We start from the raw sequence: 17616 nt of genomic DNA on the forward strand, positions 1-17616 counted from the left end.
CAAGAATAAGGCAGATTAGGCGAGGGGAGAAGAAAAGGCCGCTAGGGACTTTCACGGGACGGGGCGATCCTAGTGACATGAAGGATTTGTGGCTCTCAGATACCGGCGCTGATGCCAACCCGCGCGCGGCTTCTCTCAGGCTGAAGTCGCGCTCGATGAGCCGCGCCTATGGCCAGCGTCGCCATGATTTCCGCAAGGGGGTCCAGCCGAATTACGTGCAGGGGGAGCGGACACATCTGAACCGTGTGTTGCTTCAGCCCCGGCCCTTGCCGCTGATCCGTGAGGAGATCGAAACTGTGCGCCGGGAGCGTGGCGCGCAGAGGGCGCTGAAGTCCAACGCAGGCATTGTCACCGCAGGGATCATCACCTTTGGTCAGGAAGCTGCCTTGCTCTTCGAGGCCTTGTCCCCGGATGCACAGGATGCGGCGTTCCAGTCGCTCGCCCGGGCTGTGGCCGACCGGTTGGATACCCAGCTCGAGGCACTTTTGGTGCATTGTGATGAAGTGACGCTCCACGCCCATTTCGAACTGCGCGCCTATTCCAAGACGGGTATCCCGGTCAGCAAGATTGCTCTGGCTGGCGTGATGTCCGAACTGCAGGACCTGACTGCCGAGATCATGGGGACCCATTGTCCGGGAATTGAACGCGGGACCAAAAAATACGATCGACTGGCGGCCGGGGCGGATTACGCGGCGACATTGAACCGATCCGTCAAGCAGCTTCACAGGGATTTGCCGAAAGAGATCGCCGCGAAGGAGGCGAGCTTGGCCGAGCTGTCCGATGAAGTGATGCGCCTGTCGATCGCGCTTGAAAAGGATAAGGCCCGGGTCGCGAAGCTGATCGCGATGGCAGAGCGCACAGCCAAGGAAGAAAAGCGCCTGGCGACCTATACCGAGCGCCTTAAGAAGCGCGTTGTGGCACTAAAGGTTGCGGAAAAAGCAGTGCAGGAAGGCGAAGCACGCAACCAGCGCCGGACCGATGCAATCATTCAGATCCAGAAAGAGCAGGATGCCCGCCAGTCCACACAAGAGGCCGCAGATGCCCTACTCCTTGATCGCGCTGCCACACTGGAGACGCAGGAGGCACAAGCCCGCTGTGACGCCGCCGCACTGGAGGCCGTGACGCGAGAGCTGGCCGAGAACACGGTGGGGCACACAGACGGTCGCCTTACTCTGCAGGACCCGACTCCCATGCTCCGTGCCTCGCTGCCCATGCGCAAGCGCCTCGCGCAGGTGATGCGCCAGCACCTCGACTTGCGGGCGGCGCTTGTGGATCGGATGGCTTTCGTGGATCAGCTGATGACCCGTGTGACGAGATGGCTCAAACGGGACGATCTGCCCGCCGACGCCCGGCAGGAAGCCGAAGAGATCCGCCAGAAGCGGGACGAAGGTCCGGGTTTTTAGGGGCGCTGTGTTGGGCGTTTGGTAGGAGGGGCCATGCTGACGAGGGCGCTTCGGTGCGACGTTCGCCCCGCTCCGACATACCGCCCATGTTCTTGTGGCGCTCATCGTCGTGCAGAAGATAGTCGTTTCGAACATTTCGAAGCGGGAAATAGTCGCCGTGAAAAGGCTGCAAACGCCGCATGAACGGCCCGCCGTCCTTCTGGATAAGCGCCTCGGCGCGGGTGCGAGCAGGGATAAACGTTTGCCTGCTGTTTTCAGCCCAGAGGCGTCGACGGGCTTGTGTTGGCAGGTGCCCCCTCAGAAAAGGCGCGGCAACGTCCTGACAGCGGCGTAGAGCGGCCCGAGGGGCTGTTCCGGACGCCGGTAGGTGGTCAGGTTCACCCCCAATGGCGTGTGCCCCAGCAGGTCCATCCTATCCATTTCGGAAACGACTTGGGTGGTGCCATCTTCCTGCCGCAAGGTCACAAGATGGTCGTTCACGTAGTGTCGGAACCCATGACAGGACAGCCCGCGCGGGTTACCATTGAGACTCAGCTCGAAACTCCTGCGCAGCGGGTAGTCCAGACTGTCTGCGAACTTCTTGTCGTAGAGGACTTCACCGCCCTTGGTGGAATGGGCCAGGCGACGGCGATCCTTTGGAAGCGCCTCGGGGAAAAGGGCGACCAAGTTCCGCTTACGGCACTTGCTGACGAACTCTGCAAAGCCGAGCTCGATGACATGCGGGTGCAGGGGGACGCGCCGCGTGCTGGCCAAAGTCTTCAGGCCGCGCATGTGGTTGGGCCGAATATGGACATAGGGAATCCCGCCCTCTTCCCCAAGATCACCGACCAGCAATCCGGCGATCTCGCTGCGCCGTGCGCCCGTGTAGGCCAGCAGCAGGTTGATCCAGTAGTGATGATCCCTGAGAACCACTTTCCCGGGCACATGCCGCCGCCCGCGTGACTTGCAGCCCTGCCAGAGGGTGTGGCTGAAGAGTGTTCTCAGATCGTCCAGGGTGGGAACGGCGCGCATCTCGCTTGGGGCACGGGTTTCTTCAGGAACCAAGCCGCGCAGGTTCGGAACGAAGGTGCCGACGTTGCCTTCTGTTCTGGCGTGATGGATCAGGCTGGCGATCGCATTGATATGGCGTTCGATCGTATTTGGCGCAAAACCACAGGGCAGGCCAAGGCGCGTGGCATGTGTGATGGTCTCTTGGCTGGTCAGGTGGCGGTCTTCCTCCCTGCGCCAGTATTTCGTGGGCATCCGCTGCTTGATCAGTTTTGCAAAGCGGTCCAGATGGTGCTGGCGGATCTCGGACATGCGCTGCACGCCGGTGAGGTACATGAAGAGGGCGACCGAGGTCAGCTTCTGGTCCCGCGTGTTCTGATTGCCTTTGATGCGCCAGGTCATCCGAACGGCCGTACCTGCGATGTCGTCGCCGTAGGTGCGTTCGATCTCGACCGACTCTGCGAAGCCGTCAAAGCTATCGTCCTGCGGTTGTGCGCGTGCTGCGTTGATCTGGGCAAGGATCGACACGCCTGTCATCCTGCCTTCGATCAACGCGACGCCGGGCGTCAGTGTCGGGCGCGCCTGGGCCGGGGGGACCGGGGCGGGCATTGCGATTGGCGTCTGTACTTCGGGGGCGGGGCCTTCGGGCTCGGTCGGTACCGGCACAGGCGCGGGAGGGGTGATGCCGGCGGCGGCCTTCTGCATCAGGCTGCGCAGCAAGGACACGGCTGCCTCCTTCGCCTCATCACCCGCGTGCAGGGGAACGGCCTCCGCTGCTTCATGCGCTGCCATACGTGCCTCGACGGCCGCCCAGCGAAGATGCAGCACATCAAGCTGGGACAGATCGCTCCTCGCGGTGGCGCGGGCCTGAACCTCGCGATTGAAAGCAGGTGACAGGAACTCTCGGAACAACGTGCTCTGGATTTCGATGGCAGTAATCTGGTCGTTGGGGGCAAGCGTCTTCAGGCGCTCGGGCGCCATCTCTTCGCGCAAACCATCCTCGACCATGCCGCGCAGCACGATCGTCTCCAGCTGATTCCGACGCGTCTTCTCGGCGGTCAGGCTGCCATCCATCCGCTCGATCATCCGAACCTGTGACACGGCATCCACGCAACGGCGCAGCTCGGCCTTGAAGAAGGCCGCCACCTCCGTGGAGGGCAATGTCTTATGTAGGTTCTCGTCGAGCATCCGGTCCATGCGTGCTGTGAGTTGCACACATATCTTAAGTGCCCCGGAGCGGTCCGTCGTCCCCAAGGAGACCATGAGGGGCATATGAGATGTGGATAACCCCGGAATGCGGCGACGAAAGTAAAACCGTCCCGCCCGCGCGCACAGGTAGGGGATCGTGATCATGACGACTGCTCCGTAGCTCAGTCATCTCTTCGGTCAGGTGCGACGTTTACCGGGCCGGGCGACGAGGCTGTGTCACCCCGTGTGTCACCTTGCGTGTAAACGCTTGTGTAACCTGTACCTCAAACCACCGCAGGCAAGAACCTGAAGTATCTGATATCGCAATATTTCTTGAGTGAGTTGGCTGGGATGGTAGGATTCGAACCTACGGTACACTGTACCAAAAACAGTTGCCTTACCACTTGGCTACATCCCAACTTGGAGCGCTGATTACTCTGGACTTGCCGCGTGTTCAACCCCTTTCGCACGGAAAAATGCACGACATCGAAAGCTAATTTTTCCGTCCGCTTCTCCGCGGGCTCACCACAGGGGGCAGGGCCGCGCCGCAACCGTTGAAAATAAGAGAAACCGAGGCCGTGTCGCGGCTTACTCGCGGATCTCGTCGGCCATGACACCCCAGAGCGCGGTTTTCGGAGCCCAGCCTTTGTAGCCGGCGACGGAAACCTTGCACCAGTCGAGCGTGCATTCATCGAGATCGGCAATCACCCCGGCTTCGAGCTTCGCGGTGATGCGGGAATCGCTGTCGGGACGGAACCGCAGCTCCAGCATGTCCTGTTCGACAAGCACCGTGCGATGCCCCGAGATCAGCGCATAATGCACCCAGCCGCCCATGCCATCATGATCGCGGATCCGCCGCCAGTGGCCATATTCGGCGACCACCTCGACCGGCATGCCACGGCGCAGGAACTCCCAGTCGATTCGATGCGTCTTGCTGGGGCCCCGGCGCACATTGGTGCGTTCGGTCTTCATCGACAGAAACCGCGGCAGCGGCAGATTGGTGACAGGGCCCAGCACGGGGCCAGAGCCGTTGCTCTGCTCTGGGTCGGGCAGGGGGGCGGGCAGCACGCCGGGGATCGCACTGGCGGCGGCGCGGGTGTCCTCGGGGGCCATCAGCACAGGGGTATCGGGCACCGCGTCGGAGTCTGAGAATTCGGACGGGATATCGGGGCTTTCCTCGCCGGGCAGCTCTTCTGCCACCAGAAAGCCTGCGACCGAGAATAGGGATATGGACAGCGCAATCGCGCTCATTCGCCAAGGGCTCATTGTCGTCGCCTGTTCTTGCCTCATCAGCGCCAGAGTTCTTGTGCCCCCGGTCACTTTGCGCCACCTTGCCCCCAAAGCGCCTGATTGGGAAGCCGCCGGAGGAAATCTATGCCATCTCAACGCCTGAGTGTTGTTGTAACGCGACGCCTGCCGGAGCGGGTCGAGGCCCGTCTGAGCGAGCTGTTCGACGTCACCCTGGGCCCCGAAGACCGCCCCATGACGCGCGAGGAACTGGTCGAAGCGGTGCGTCACGCCGATGTGCTGGTGCCCAATCTGCGGGACGTGATCGACCAGTCGCTGCTCAGCCAGGCCGGCGAACAGCTGCGCCTGATCGCCAACTACGGCGCCGGGGTCGACCACATCGACGTCGCCACAGCGCGCCAGCGCGGCATTCTGGTGTGCAACACGCCGGACGTGGTGACCGAAGACACCGCCGACATGACCATCGCGCTGATCCTGGCACTGCTGCGCCGGGTCCCCGAAGGCCTCGCGATGATGCAGGCGGATGAATGGACCGGCTGGAGCCCCAATTCCATGCTCGGCAGCCGCATCACCGGCAAGCGGATCGGCATCCTCGGCATGGGGCGGATCGGGCAGGCGGTGGCCCGCCGGGCGCGCGCCTTCGGCATGCAGGTCCACTACCACAACCGCCGCCGCCTGCGCGAGGAAACCGAATCAGAACTCTCGGCGCGTTACTGGGAAAGCCTCGACCAGATGGTGGCGCGGATGGACGTGATCTCGGTGAACTGCCCGCACACCCCCTCGACCTTCCACCTGCTGAACGCCCGCCGGCTCAAGCTGCTCAAGCCCGAAGCGGTGATCGTCAACACCTCCCGGGGCGATGTCATTGATGAAAATGCGCTGACGCGGATGCTGCGCGCGGGCGAAATCGCCGGCGCCGGCCTCGACGTCTTCCGCTACGGCCGCGATGCCAACCCGCGCCTGCGCGAGCTCAAGAACGTCGTGCTGCTGCCGCACATGGCCTCCGCAACGATCGAGGGCCGCATCGAGATGGGCGAGAAAGTCCTGATCAACATCAAGACCTTCGCCGACGGCCACCGCCCCCCCGACCTGGTCCTGCCCGCCATGATCTGAAGCGCGACGCCACACCTCTGCAGACCCCGCGCCACCCGTCATCTTGCCAGAAATACTTCGGGGGAGGCCGCAGGCCGGGGGCAGAGCCCCCTCCAAGCCCGCAGCCCGCGCCGCCTTCAGCGATTGGCGCCCGGCACCCAGAGCACATCCCCCGCGCCGCCGTCATTGGCTGCGCGCGAGGCGACAAAGAACCAGTCGCTCAGCCGGTTGAGGTACTTCACCGCCAGCGGATTGCAGCCCTCGTCCAGCATCAGCGCGACCGACAGACGCTCGGCGCGGCGGCTGACGGTGCGGCACAGATGCAGATGCGCCGCCAAAGCCGAACCACCGGGCAGCACGAAACTGCGCAGCGGTTTCAGATCGGCGTTCATCACGTCGATCTCGGCCTCCAGCCGGTCGACCTGCGCGGCGATCATGCGCAGCGGCGGGTATTCGGCCACGGCGTCCTTTTCCATCCCCGGGCGACACAGATCCGCGCCGAGGTCGAACAGGTCGTTCTGGATACGGGCCAGCGCCGCGTCCATTTCGCCCTCCGCGTGCAGCCGGGCCAGCCCGACGGTGGCGTTGGTTTCATCCACGGTGCCATAGGCCTCGACCCGGTCGGAGGGTTTCGGCACCCGGCTGCCATCGCCCAATGCGGTATCCCCGGCGTCGCCGGTGCGTGTATAGATTTTCGACAGAACGACCATGTCAGCCCCCTCTGCGGATCAGCACGAACAGCACGATCAGAACGACCGCCCCGAACTGCGCGATGATCCGCCATTGCATCAGTTTGTTGGATTTCTTGGCATCGCCGCCCTTGGCGAAATTGCCGATCCCCAGTGCCAGGATCAGCGCCACCAGCAGCACGGCAGCGGCAGCGGCGAGGAAGACAGGATCACGTCCCATGGGTCAGCTCCTTTTGGCCCCGGTCGGTCACAGGATAGTGGCCTTTTCGGCTGGCGGGTGCCTCTTCCCCATCTAGAGGGGACGGGGCCAAAAGCGAACAGGAAAAACCGCCGCAGGGGGGCGGCGGGCTCACCGGGCGCGCCTTCAGGCGTTGCGCACCAGCCGGTCGATCAGGCGCGCGGGCAGCAGGCGGCGGATCACGGCGGCGCTATAGGTCGGCGTCGTCACCATGTAGCGGGCCTTTGGCCGGGGATCCTCCAGCGCGCGGATCAGCTTGGCGGTCACCGCCTCCGGACCCAGCTCGAAGCGGTCGGGTTTGCCCGCCGAAGCCCCGCGCTTGTAGAGCTTGTCGAGCAGCCAGTCGCGATAGTCCTGCGCCCGTTCGGAGGCCTCCCAGTCCACCCAATGCTCAAAGGCGGCGATGGCGTTCTTGCGGAAGTCGGTGCGGATCGGGCCTGGCTCGATCAGGATCGGGTGAATGCCTGTTCCCGCGAGCTCGACCCGCAGGGTATCGGTCATCCCCTCCAGCGCGAATTTGCTGGCGTTATAGGGCCCGCGCCACGGCGCCGCGACCAGCCCAAGCACCGAGGAACAATTGACGATTCGCCCATGCCCCTGCCGTCGCATCGCCGGGATGACGGCGCGTGTCAGGGCGTGCGGGCCGAGGAGATTGACCTCGAACTGCGCGCGCATGGCGTCGCGGGGGATATCCTCCAGCGGGCCGGGAATGGCGAAGGCGCCGTTGTTGAACACGGCATCAAGACGCCCGCCGGTCGCGCTCAGAACATGGGCGACGGCAGCCTCGATGCTGCTCTGGTCGGCGTAATCGAGGTGCAGCGCCTCTAGCCCCTCGTCCGCAAGGCGGGCCATGTCGGCGGGGCGGCGCACGCTGGCGAAAACGCGCCAGCCATGGGCCTTGAGGCCGAGAGCCGCGTCACGTCCGATGCCGCTGGAGCAGCCGGTGATCAGGATTGTTTTCATGCCCGAAGTGATGCCGTGACCGAGACGGCAGGGCAAGGGGCAGCCGCGCCGCAACAAAAAACGCGCCCGGTCAGGGGCGCGTTCGGGAAGGGGAGGCTTCCTTGGGTATCAATTGTCGGGCATCAAATTGGCGGCGATCAGTTCGCGGCGGCAGTGACCAGAAAATCAGCCATCCAGCCGATCCGCCCGGTTTCGGCGACGCGCAGTTTCAGCCAGCTGCGTTCCTGTCCGATCACCTCGACCGTCTCGCCCTGACCCAGCTGATCGACGACGCCGAAGCTGGTGCCGGGGCCTTGGCGCAGATTGACGTGGCTGCCTGCAACGGCTCGCACATCGGCGGCCGCCTGAAGGGCGGCGGCGGCAATAGCGCGGCGCTCAGCCCCTGCGGGCAGGGTCGAAGAGGGGGTCTTGGACGCGACCTGGGAGATCTTTGCCAGCGGGAGCGCAGAGACGGAGGGGTCGATCTGCGCGCTCTTGTCGGCGACGGGCATGGAGGCCAGAGTCACGACCGCATCGGGGTATCCGGGCAGGCTGGTCGCGGACTGTGTCTTGGCCATGTTCGCGGCAATCATGTTGCCGGGGGTCTGCGTCGCACCGATACCGGCACCGGGTGCAGCGTCCGCCAGCTCAGCGGTGGTCTTGGCCCCCGTCTCGGAGGTGTCAGCCTCGGCCGAGCGCGGCTGGAAGTCGAAGCCGCCGCTCGCCTGAAAGAAAACACCGGCAAGCAGAAGGGTGGTCGCGGACATGAACTTGAACATAACAGGCCTCCAATGGTCTCGTAGGGTCAACCACCGGACCGCCGAAAGGTTCCCGAAAACGTGAACAGATCGTGCATTGTCTTTTGGGGCGACCCCAGGTCGGCTTGGGGATGCCGCTGAAACAGGCGCGCACCAGAGGCCGCAAGCTACAGCGAAACTGACGGCTTTACCGTGGCCCGACCTGCGGCTATCACCGCGTCATGAGCGATACCCCCGAAGATCCCAAGACCGGCCCGAAAAAGGCCCCGAAAGCTGGTGCCGACGCCAGCCCGAAGATTGCGCATGAAGTGCTTGCGGAACCGTTGCGCCGTGCCATCGGCGACCGGTACCTGACCTATGCGCTGTCCACCATCATGCACCGTGCGCTGCCCGATGCCCGCGACGGGCTGAAGCCGGTGCACCGCCGCATCCTCTATGCGATGCGAGAGCTGAAGCTGGGGCCGAACTCGCGCTTCCGCAAAAGCTCCAAGATCTCGGGCGACGTGATGGGCAACTATCACCCGCACGGCGATACCGCGATCTATGACGCGATGGCGCGACTGGCGCAGGATTTCAACGTGCGTTATCCGCTGGTCGACGGCCAGGGTAACTTCGGCAATATCGACGGCGATAACCCGGCTGCCTCGCGCTATACCGAAGCGCGGCTGACCGTCGTGGCCGATGCCATGATGGAAGGTCTGACGGAAAACGCCGTCGATTTCCGCGACAACTACGATGGCACGCTGCAGGAACCCGTGGTGCTGCCTGCGGCGTTTCCGAACCTGCTGGCGAACGGTTCCTCCGGGATCGCGGTCGGCATGGCGACGAACATCCCGCCGCACAATATCGTCGAACTGTGCAACGCCTGTCTGCATCTGATCAAGACACCGGATGCGCCCGATGACTCGCTGCTGAAATTCGTCCCCGGCCCGGATTTTCCGACCGGTGGCGTGCTGGTGGAAAGCCCGGAGAACATCGCCCAGGCCTATCGCACCGGGCGCGGCGGCTTCCGCCTGCGCTGCAAGTGGGAAAAGGAAGAACTGCCGCGCGGTCTCTGGCAGATCGTCGTCACCGAGATCCCCTATCAGGTGCAGAAATCCAAGCTTGTCGAACGGCTTGCAGATCTGATCCAGACCAAGCGGGTGCCGATCCTGGCCGATGTGCGCGACGAATCCGCGGAAGACGTGCGGCTGGTGCTTGAGCCGCGCTCGAAAACCGTCGATCCGGACGTGCTGATGAACCTGCTCTATCGCAACTGCGATCTGGAGCTGCGGTTTTCGATGAACATGAACGTGCTGATCGACGGGCTGACGCCCAAGGTCTGCTCGATGAAGGAAGTGCTGCGCGCCTTCCTCGATCACCGCCGCGACGTGTTGCAACGCCGCTCGCAGTATCGTCTCGAAAAGATCGACCACCGGCTGGAAGTGCTGGAAGGCTTCATCACCGCCTTCCTCAACCTCGACCGGGTGATCGACATCATCCGCTACGACGAGGATCCCAAATCCGCGCTGATGGCCGAGGAATGGGCCAAGAAGCGGGGCCGGGCGCGTGACGAGAAAAGCTATGTCTCGCCGCTGGGCCAGGGCGATGACGGCGAGCTGACCGAGATCCAGACCGAAGCCATCCTCAACATGCGCCTGCGCAGCTTGCGCCGGCTTGAGGAAATGGAGCTGATCCGCGAACGCGACGCCCTGATCGAAGAACGCGCCGGCCTCGACGACCTGCTCACCACGCCCGAACTGCAGTGGACGCGGATCGCCGAGCAGATGCGCGAGACCCGCAAGGCCTTCGGCAAGGACTACTACGGAGGCGCGCGCCGCACCCTGATCGAAGCCGCCGCCGAGGCCGAGGAGGTCCCGCTGGAAGCCATGATCGACCGCGAGCCGCTGACGGTCGTCTGCTCGAAAATGGGCTGGATCCGGGCGATGAAGGGCCACCTCGACCTCGCGCAGCCGCTGAAGTTCAAGGACGGTGACGAGGGCCGCTTTGCGTTCCACGCCGAGACGACGGACAAGCTGCTGGTCTTCGGCTCGAACGGGCGCTTCTACACGCTGATGGCCGCCAACCTGCCAGGCGGCCGCGGCATGGGCGAACCGCTGCGCTTGATGGTCGATCTGCCGAACGAGACTGAAATCGTCGAGATGCGCATCCACCGCCCCGGCGAGCGGCTGATCGTCGCCTCCTCGGCGGGCGATGGCTTCATCGTGCCCGAAGACGATGTGGTGGCACAAACCCGCTCCGGCAAGCAGATCCTGAACGTGCGCGATGATGTGCGTGCGCTGCTGGTCAAGCCGGTCTGGGGCGATCACGTCGCCGTTGTGGGCGAGAACCGCAAAGTGCTGATCTTCCCGCTGGAAGAACTGCCCGAGATGACCCGCGGCAAGGGCGTGCGCCTGCAAAAGTACAAGGACGGAGGGCTGTCTGACCTCTCAACACTTGTGCTGGCAGACGGCCTGAGCTGGCACGACCCGGCCGGGCGCACCCGGACCGAGATGGTCCTCGAGGATTGGCTCGGCAAACGCGCTGGGACGGGCCGCATGGCGCCCCGCGGCTTCCCGAGGGACAACACCTTTACCTGAGACGTTTCCCTGTTTCAAAATATCCTCCGCGAAGCGCGCCCCGGGCCTATGGCCCGGGGCGTTTTCGATCCTGCGGACCGAAGCCTCCGGCGGGGATATTTGGAACAGGGAAACGATAAGGCGTCCGCGCTGAGGCCGCGGGTCAGTCGAGGGGATCGACGGTCAGCCAGATGCCGCCTTCGGCGCGCAGGGTCAGGATCATGACGGGTTTGGGGGATTTGCCCGGCACGGCGGTGAAGCGGAACCTGGACAGCAGCGTGGCGAGGATGATCACTGCCTCTTGCAGCGCGAAGCTGGCGCCGATGCAGACGCGGGGGCCGTCGCCGAAAGGCAGGTAAGCGTAGCGCTCGATGCTCTTGCGATCGGCGAAACGCGCGGGGGCAAAGCTGTCGGGATTGTCCCAGAGCAATGCGTTGCGGTGCAGGGCGTAGATCGGCAGCATCACGGTGTCGCCTGCGCGCACCTCGCGGCCACAGAGGGTGTCAGCGCGTTTAGCGGTGCGCGATACTAGGGCTGCGGGCGGGTAGAGGCGCAGGGTTTCGTCGATGATCTGACGCGTCAGGGGCAGGTTGGCGACATCTTCGGCGGTGGCGGTGCGGCCCTGAAGCAGGGCGCGGGCTTCGTCGCGCGCGGCTTCCTGGATCTTCGGGTCGAAAGCGCAGAGGTAGAGCGCCCAGCCAAGTGTGAGGGCCGTTGTCTCGTGCCCCGCGACGATGAAGGTCAGCAGGTTGTCGGCCAGCTCGGCGTCGCTCATCTTGCGTTCGGACTGAGGGTCCTCGGCACCGAGCAGCAGGTCGAGCAGGTCGGGCGGCAGGTCGGTTGGCGCGCGGTCACGGCGCGAGGAAATCGCGTCGTCTGCAATCGCCTTCATCTGTTTCAGCGTGCGCGCCGACATCAGGCGGCCGGGGCGTGGGATCCAGTCCGGCATGCCGAGGATGTCGAGCAGCGAGACCTTGCCCGCCTCGGAAATATAGGCGTCAATGGCGCGATGCACGGCGTCACGGTCAAAACTCTTGCCGCCGGAGAAGGTCACGTCGGAGATCACCTCGAAGGTGGCGCGCACCATTTCATCGGCCATGTCGACTGCCTTTGGCCCGACCTGAGCGAGGCGGGCGGAGGCGCGGTCAGCTGCGATGGACATCACCGGCGCAAGGCCCGTCACGTTGCGATGTGAGAAGACGGGTGCGACCGCGCGTCGCTGCCAGCGCCAGTGCGCGCCCTCTGCAATGAACAGGGATTCGCCGATGGCCGGGCGCAGCAGGTTCTTGGTGACATCGGATTTGGGGTAATCCTCGACCGCCTCGAGCAGGATGTGGCGGATCGCCTGCGGGTCCATCACCATATGCCAGCGGATGCCCATCTTGCCCGAGACGATGGGTTGGGTCACCGCCAGATGTGGCAGGATTTCCAGCACGTTGCGCCGTGCGGCGCGGAGCGAGCCGAAGAGGCCCAGCGGCTCGGTCACCAGCGGGACATGGACGGGCAGGGCATTGGTGTCGGGCGTTGGCAGGGTGGTGTCGGGCATGGCGCCTCCGTTGCCGGCGGACTGCGCGCGGCTCTCGCTTCGATATAGGCGCGACGCGGGGAATTTCAAAAGAGCCGCGGACATACGGGTTCTGACAGAGGCCGTGGCAGACAGACTGCGGGGGGGGGGCGCAGGCGGAGCCTCGCCAATGCGCCCAGCAGGTTTGGCGGGAATGCGCTGGTGAATTGTAAAGCCGGGGCCGATCCGCTATGCGAGGTGGGTTGTCATCGCATCCGAGGGTCTCATGTTCCGCATCCGCTCTGCCATCCGCGTGTCTCTTGTCGCCCTTGCCGCGGGGGTCTTCCTGAGCGCCTGCACCAATTCCGACGACCTCGGCGAGCCGATGAAGGACCTCGGCCAGTTCCGTCTTGGCCATGACGTCGTCGTCGCCGAGAAGATGAAGAAGGGGCCGTTGTCGCGCGAAGCCACGCCGGAACAGTTCGAGGAGGCGATGAAGGCCGCCGTGGAGGAGCGTTTCCGCCGCTACGATGGCAGCCAGCTCTATCACTTCGGGATCTCGGTCGAGGGCTATATGCTGGCCACCCCGGGCATTCCGCTGCTGTTTTCGCCGAAATCGGCGCTGATCATCAACGTCACCATCTGGGATGACGCCGCTGGCAAGAAGCTGAACGAGGAGCCGCATCAGATCACCGTGCTGGAAAGTTTCTCCAAGACGACGATCATGGGTTCGGGGCTGACGCTGTCGCCGGAAGAGCAGATGCAGAACCTGACGCGAAACGCCGCGAAAGAGATTCAGAACTGGATGCAGCAGAACCGCGAGTGGTTCGGGGCGAAAATGCCTGAGGTCCTCGCGGCCGAGAGCAAAGAGGTCGCAGCGGCCAAGACCAAGGCCAAGGGCGACACTGCGCCTGCCATGGTCTTCCCCGAACCCATGGCCCCGCCCTCAGACCCAAGCTGAGCTGATTTTCGACATTCCGCGAAGGGGTTAGGCTGCGCATCGCCGGTTTCTGCGATGCGGGCGCGGCGTGCTTTTGCACCAGGATGCGCCGGGATCTGTGTCGCGGGGCGGCAAAGACTGGCGCAGCTGCAACAATCGCAGCGCCTGTTGCACAGGGCTGCGCGACGTGCCGCTTGATTTTCCTCCACAGACTCAATAAATGCCCCCCGGAGCGAAATCGGCCCGCCCTATACCTTGGGGGGTCCCCAACACAGAGGCGCCTTACGATGGGAAAAGGTAAGTTTGAGCGCGGCAAGCCGCACTGCAACATCGGCACGATTGGTCACGTTGACCACGGCAAAACCACGCTGACCGCTGCGATCACCAAATACTTTGGTGAATTCAAAGCCTACGATCAGATCGATGGCGCACCGGAAGAAAAAGCCCGTGGCATCACGATCTCGACCGCACACGTGGAATACGAGACCGCTGCACGCCACTACGCACACGTCGACTGCCCCGGCCACGCTGACTATGTGAAGAACATGATCACCGGTGCCGCACAGATGGACGGCGCGATCCTGGTTGTGAACGCAGCTGACGGCCCGATGCCCCAAACGCGCGAGCACATCCTGCTCGGTCGTCAGGTTGGCATCCCGTCGATGGTTGTCTTCATGAACAAAGTGGACCAAGTCGACGACGAAGAGCTGCTTGAGCTCGTCGAGATGGAAATCCGCGAACTGCTGAGCATGTACGACTACCCGGGCGACGATATCCCGATCGTTTCGGGTTCGGCTCTGGCCGCGCTTGAAGGTCGTGACGAAGCCATCGGCGAGGACAAGATCCGCGCTCTGATGCAGGCTGTCGACGACTACATCCCGCAGCCCGCACGTGCCATCGACCAGCCGTTCCTGATGCCGATCGAAGACGTTTTCTCGATCTCGGGTCGTGGTACTGTTGTGACCGGCCGTGTTGAGCGTGGCATCGTGAACGTTGGCGACGAACTTGAAATCGTCGGCATCCGCGACACCCGTAAAACCACCTGCACCGGCGTTGAAATGTTCCGCAAACTGCTCGATCGCGGTGAAGCTGGCGACAACATCGGCGCCCTGCTGCGCGGCATCGACCGTGAAGGCGTGGAACGTGGTCAAGTGCTCTGCAAGCCCGGTTCGGTCAAGCCGCACACCGAGTTTGAAGCCGAAGCCTACATCCTGACGAAAGAAGAAGGCGGCCGTCACACGCCGTTCTTTGCGAACTACCGTCCGCAATTCTACTTCCGCACCACGGACGTCACCGGCACCGTCAAGCTGCCCGAGGGCACCGAGATGGTCATGCCCGGCGACAACCTGAAGTTCGAAGTCGAACTGATCGCGCCGATCGCCATGGAAGAGAAGCTCCGCTTCGCTATCCGTGAAGGTGGCCGGACTGTCGGTTCGGGCGTCGTCTCGAAAATCCTGAAGTAAGAAAGACCTTTTCGCCCCGGCGAAAAGTCTTTCACTGCGCGAGGTCACTTTCCCGACGGGAAAGTGACTTAAGCGGCACCCGGTCGCAGATTGCCCGCGGATGCACCACACAACGAATGGCGGGGCCTCTGGCCTCGCCATTTTACATTCCCGACGCGGATCTGCGCTAAAGCCCAGTTCTCGCTAGAACTTCCGTGTCCCCGCTCTATCCTCGCGATGACCAACCTGCCCTGATCAGGACGCCCCCCCATGACTCAACCCTGCCAATTTGCCTATGCCCTGAACGGTGATCGCCGCGGCCAACTGCTGAGCGGCAGGGATATCGAGGAGCTGCTTGAGGCCGAGACGCTGTGCTGGGCACATCTGGACGCCGCCGATCCCGAAACGCCTGACTGGGTGTCGATGAAGCTCAACTACCTCGATCATACAGTGACCGAGGCGCTGACCCAGACCGAGACGCGCCAGCGGGCCAATGTCATCGGTGACGGGCTGCTGGTGATCCTGCGCGGCATCAACATGAACGAGGGTATGGACCGCGAGGACATGGTTGCCGTGCGCGTCTGGGCGGATGCCAATCGCATCGTCACCCTGTCGCGCCAGCGTGTGCGCGCGCTTGAGGATATCGCGAAGGAAGTCGCCCTCTGCGAAGGTCCCGAGACCGCGGGCGAGTTCCTGTCACTGCTGGCGGCGCGCCTGAACGCGCGATTCGCCCCCTTCGTGCATGAGCTGGACCAGAGCGTTGAGGCTCTGGAGACCGAGGTGATCGATTCGCCCCGCTCCGAGCTGCGCCGCAAGATCGTCGCTCTGCGCCTGTCGGTGGTTGAGTTGCGCCGTCATGCCCCGCCGCAACGCGACGCGGTCAACGATCTGCTGGAATCGGGCAGCCCTCTGCTGTCGGATCAGGATCTGCGCGAACTGCACGAGGCCCATGACAAGCTGGTCCGCCTGGCCGAAAACCTGGATGAGCTGCGCGACAATCTGTCTGTGTTGCGCGACGAATTGCAGGGCCAGCTGTCGGACCGGCTGAACCGGCACATGTACCTGATCTCCATCATGTCGGGGGTGTTTCTGCCGCTGGGCTTTCTGACCGGCCTGCTGGGGATCAACGTTGGCGGCATTCCCGGCGCGGGGGATCCGCATGCCTTCTGGGTGTTTTCCGCCATTCTGATCGGTATTCTCTGCATTCAGGTTGTGGTGCTGCGGGTCTTTCGCTGGATGAACTGAGCCGGCGGGCAGGGCCCTTGTCCTTGCCCGGCAGGGGGGATGGGGTGGATTTGCCCCCGGCGTGCGGACGACGCGAGAAAAGTGGCAAAAGGCGGTGCGGGCCCTCTTGATCTTCATGGCCCGCTGCCGTATCCGGGCGCTACGGACTAGGGGTTTAGCTCAGTTGGTAGAGCATCGGTCTCCAAAACCGAGGGTCGTGGGTTCGAGTCCCTCAGCCCCTGCCAGTCCGGATCTCATGACATGATGACCTGCCAAAGCCCTCTCCGGGGCCGCCGCGGGCTCATGTCTGTGGCGCGGGCATTGAATGCGGCCTTGAAACACCCCGCTGGTTTCCGTATGTCGGCGCAGATCTAACGTCGGTCGATGTACCGGCGCGATACCTACCTGACACCGACGTAGAACCGACACAGGATTTTACCCATGGCGAACCCGCTGCAATTCATCCAGCAGACCCGTGCCGAGATTGGCAAGGTCTCATGGCCGACCCGCCGCGAGGTTGTGCTGACCACCATCATGGTGCTCATCATGTCTGCGCTGGCGGCTATTTTCTTTGCCCTCGTCGATGTCGGCATCCGTTCGGGTCTGCAGGCGATCCTCAGCTTCTTCGGCTGAGGTCACGCAGGGTCGGGGGGAAGGCTTGCGCTTTCCGGCGCATGTTTGTATCTGACAGCCAATTCCCCAATTTTGGCGCGTGGCGATTCGAGCCCTGCGCCGATTTTCTATTGGGGGTCCGGCATTTGGGCAGATCAGCCCGGGCTGGACAGACATAGCAGAATTTCGACCGATCGGTCGCGATGGAATAAAGGGTCGACACGACATGGCAAAGCGGTGGTACTCGGTCAGCGTCCTCTCGAACTTCGAGAAGAAGATCGCCGAGCAGATCCGGCAGAGCGTCGAGGAAAAAGGTCTTGAGGACCAGATCGACGAAGTGCTCGTGCCGACCGAAGAAGTGATCGAAGTGCGTCGCGGCAAGAAGGTCACGGCAGAACGCCGCTTCATGCCCGGTTACGTGCTGGTGCACATGGAGATGTCCGACGCGGGCTATCACCTGATCAACTCGATCAACCGCGTCACCGGTTTTCTGGGCCCGCAAGGTCGCCCGATGCCGATGCGCGATGCCGAGGTGAACCAGATCCTGAACCGCGTTCAGGAAGGCGAAGACGCCCCGCGCACCCTCATTCACTTCGAGATCGGCGAACGCGTCAAGGTCAACGACGGCCCCTTCGAGGGCTTCGATGGCATGATCGAGGAAGTCGACGAAGACAACCAGCGCCTCAAGGTGTCGGTTTCGATCTTTGGCCGGGAAACCCCGGTCGAGCTGGAATTCACGCAGGTTGCAAAACAGACGTGATGTTCGAGACGTGGGAGGGGGCGCTACGGCG

15 protein-coding genes and 2 tRNA genes are annotated in these 17616 nt (G+C 63.5%); 9 read left to right on the forward strand and 8 right to left on the reverse strand.

Annotated features, from left to right (window positions below):
- Nucleotides 1-155 precede the first annotated feature (155 nt).
- Nucleotides 156-1403 (forward strand): hypothetical protein, encoded by a 1248-nt coding sequence (locus F3W81_RS19480; protein ID WP_193081160.1) that lies wholly within the window; start codon nucleotides 156-158, stop codon nucleotides 1401-1403.
- 297 nt (nucleotides 1404-1700) lie between these two features.
- Here F3W81_RS19480 and F3W81_RS19485 read toward each other — a convergent pair whose 3' ends face one another.
- From F3W81_RS19485 to F3W81_RS19495, 3 genes are all read right to left on the reverse strand, one after another.
- Nucleotides 1701-3743: a site-specific integrase gene (locus tag F3W81_RS19485; RefSeq protein ID WP_193081161.1), complete on the reverse strand. Its 2043-nt coding sequence runs from the start codon at nucleotides 3741-3743 to the stop codon at nucleotides 1701-1703.
- A gap of 178 nt (nucleotides 3744-3921) precedes the next feature.
- Nucleotides 3922-3996: transfer RNA gene (locus F3W81_RS19490), tRNA-Gln, on the reverse strand.
- Nucleotides 3997-4166: 170 nt separating this feature from the next.
- The gene (locus F3W81_RS19495) at nucleotides 4167-4691 is read right to left on the reverse strand and encodes an SH3 domain-containing protein (RefSeq protein ID WP_226942000.1); all 525 of its coding nucleotides are present in this window, start codon (nucleotides 4689-4691) and stop codon (nucleotides 4167-4169) included.
- A 261-nt stretch (nucleotides 4692-4952) separates the two neighbouring features.
- Between F3W81_RS19495 and F3W81_RS19500 the strand changes: the two genes are divergently transcribed.
- Nucleotides 4953-5939 carry a 2-hydroxyacid dehydrogenase gene (locus F3W81_RS19500; protein WP_193081163.1) on the forward strand — a complete coding sequence of 329 codons (987 nt, stop codon included), beginning with the start codon at nucleotides 4953-4955 and terminating at the stop codon, nucleotides 5937-5939.
- 116 nt (nucleotides 5940-6055) lie between these two features.
- On the opposite strand, the gene F3W81_RS19505 is transcribed toward F3W81_RS19500, so the two are convergent.
- From F3W81_RS19505 to F3W81_RS19520, 4 genes are all read right to left on the reverse strand, one after another.
- Nucleotides 6056-6628: a cob(I)yrinic acid a,c-diamide adenosyltransferase gene (locus F3W81_RS19505; protein WP_193081165.1), complete on the reverse strand. Its 573-nt coding sequence runs from the start codon at nucleotides 6626-6628 to the stop codon at nucleotides 6056-6058.
- 1 nt (nucleotide 6629) lies between these two features.
- Entirely contained in the window at nucleotides 6630-6827 is a 198-nt protein-coding gene (locus tag F3W81_RS19510) for a twin transmembrane helix small protein (RefSeq protein ID WP_193081166.1), read from the reverse strand.
- A 144-nt stretch (nucleotides 6828-6971) separates the two neighbouring features.
- Complete coding sequence (locus F3W81_RS19515) at nucleotides 6972-7808, reverse strand: SDR family NAD(P)-dependent oxidoreductase (protein WP_193081168.1); 837 nt, start codon at nucleotides 7806-7808, stop codon at nucleotides 6972-6974.
- Between the two features lie 137 nt (nucleotides 7809-7945).
- Nucleotides 7946-8566 carry an SH3 domain-containing protein gene (locus tag F3W81_RS19520; protein ID WP_193081170.1) on the reverse strand — a complete coding sequence of 207 codons (621 nt, stop codon included), beginning with the start codon at nucleotides 8564-8566 and terminating at the stop codon, nucleotides 7946-7948.
- 200 nt (nucleotides 8567-8766) lie between these two features.
- Between F3W81_RS19520 and F3W81_RS19525 the strand changes: the two genes are divergently transcribed.
- Complete coding sequence (locus F3W81_RS19525) at nucleotides 8767-11124, forward strand: DNA topoisomerase IV subunit A (protein WP_193081172.1); 2358 nt, start codon at nucleotides 8767-8769, stop codon at nucleotides 11122-11124.
- 142 nt (nucleotides 11125-11266) lie between these two features.
- On the opposite strand, the gene F3W81_RS19530 is transcribed toward F3W81_RS19525, so the two are convergent.
- Complete coding sequence (locus F3W81_RS19530; RefSeq protein ID WP_193081173.1) at nucleotides 11267-12649, reverse strand: cytochrome P450; 1383 nt, start codon at nucleotides 12647-12649, stop codon at nucleotides 11267-11269.
- A gap of 244 nt (nucleotides 12650-12893) precedes the next feature.
- On the opposite strand from F3W81_RS19530, the gene F3W81_RS19535 reads away from it, so the two are divergent.
- From F3W81_RS19535 to nusG, 6 genes are all read left to right on the forward strand, one after another.
- Nucleotides 12894-13568, forward strand: coding sequence for a hypothetical protein (locus F3W81_RS19535; protein WP_193081175.1), 675 nt, complete (start codon nucleotides 12894-12896; stop codon nucleotides 13566-13568).
- Between the two features lie 266 nt (nucleotides 13569-13834).
- Entirely contained in the window at nucleotides 13835-15010 is a 1176-nt protein-coding gene (gene tuf, locus F3W81_RS19540) for an elongation factor Tu (protein ID WP_193081177.1), read from the forward strand.
- A gap of 249 nt (nucleotides 15011-15259) precedes the next feature.
- A complete protein-coding gene (locus F3W81_RS19545; RefSeq protein WP_193081179.1) occupies nucleotides 15260-16234 on the forward strand; it encodes a zinc transporter ZntB in 975 nt (324 codons plus the stop codon).
- A gap of 148 nt (nucleotides 16235-16382) precedes the next feature.
- Nucleotides 16383-16458: transfer RNA gene (locus tag F3W81_RS19550), tRNA-Trp, on the forward strand.
- 196 nt (nucleotides 16459-16654) lie between these two features.
- Nucleotides 16655-16846, forward strand: coding sequence for a preprotein translocase subunit SecE (gene secE, locus F3W81_RS19555; RefSeq protein ID WP_193081180.1), 192 nt, complete (start codon nucleotides 16655-16657; stop codon nucleotides 16844-16846).
- A gap of 205 nt (nucleotides 16847-17051) precedes the next feature.
- Nucleotides 17052-17585: a transcription termination/antitermination protein NusG gene (nusG, locus tag F3W81_RS19560; protein ID WP_193081182.1), complete on the forward strand. Its 534-nt coding sequence runs from the start codon at nucleotides 17052-17054 to the stop codon at nucleotides 17583-17585.
- The last annotated feature ends 31 nt before the right edge of the window (nucleotides 17586-17616 follow it).

The sequence above is a fragment of the Pseudooceanicola spongiae genome (assembly GCF_014899185.1).
GTDB lineage: Bacteria > Pseudomonadota > Alphaproteobacteria > Rhodobacterales > Rhodobacteraceae > Pseudooceanicola > Pseudooceanicola spongiae.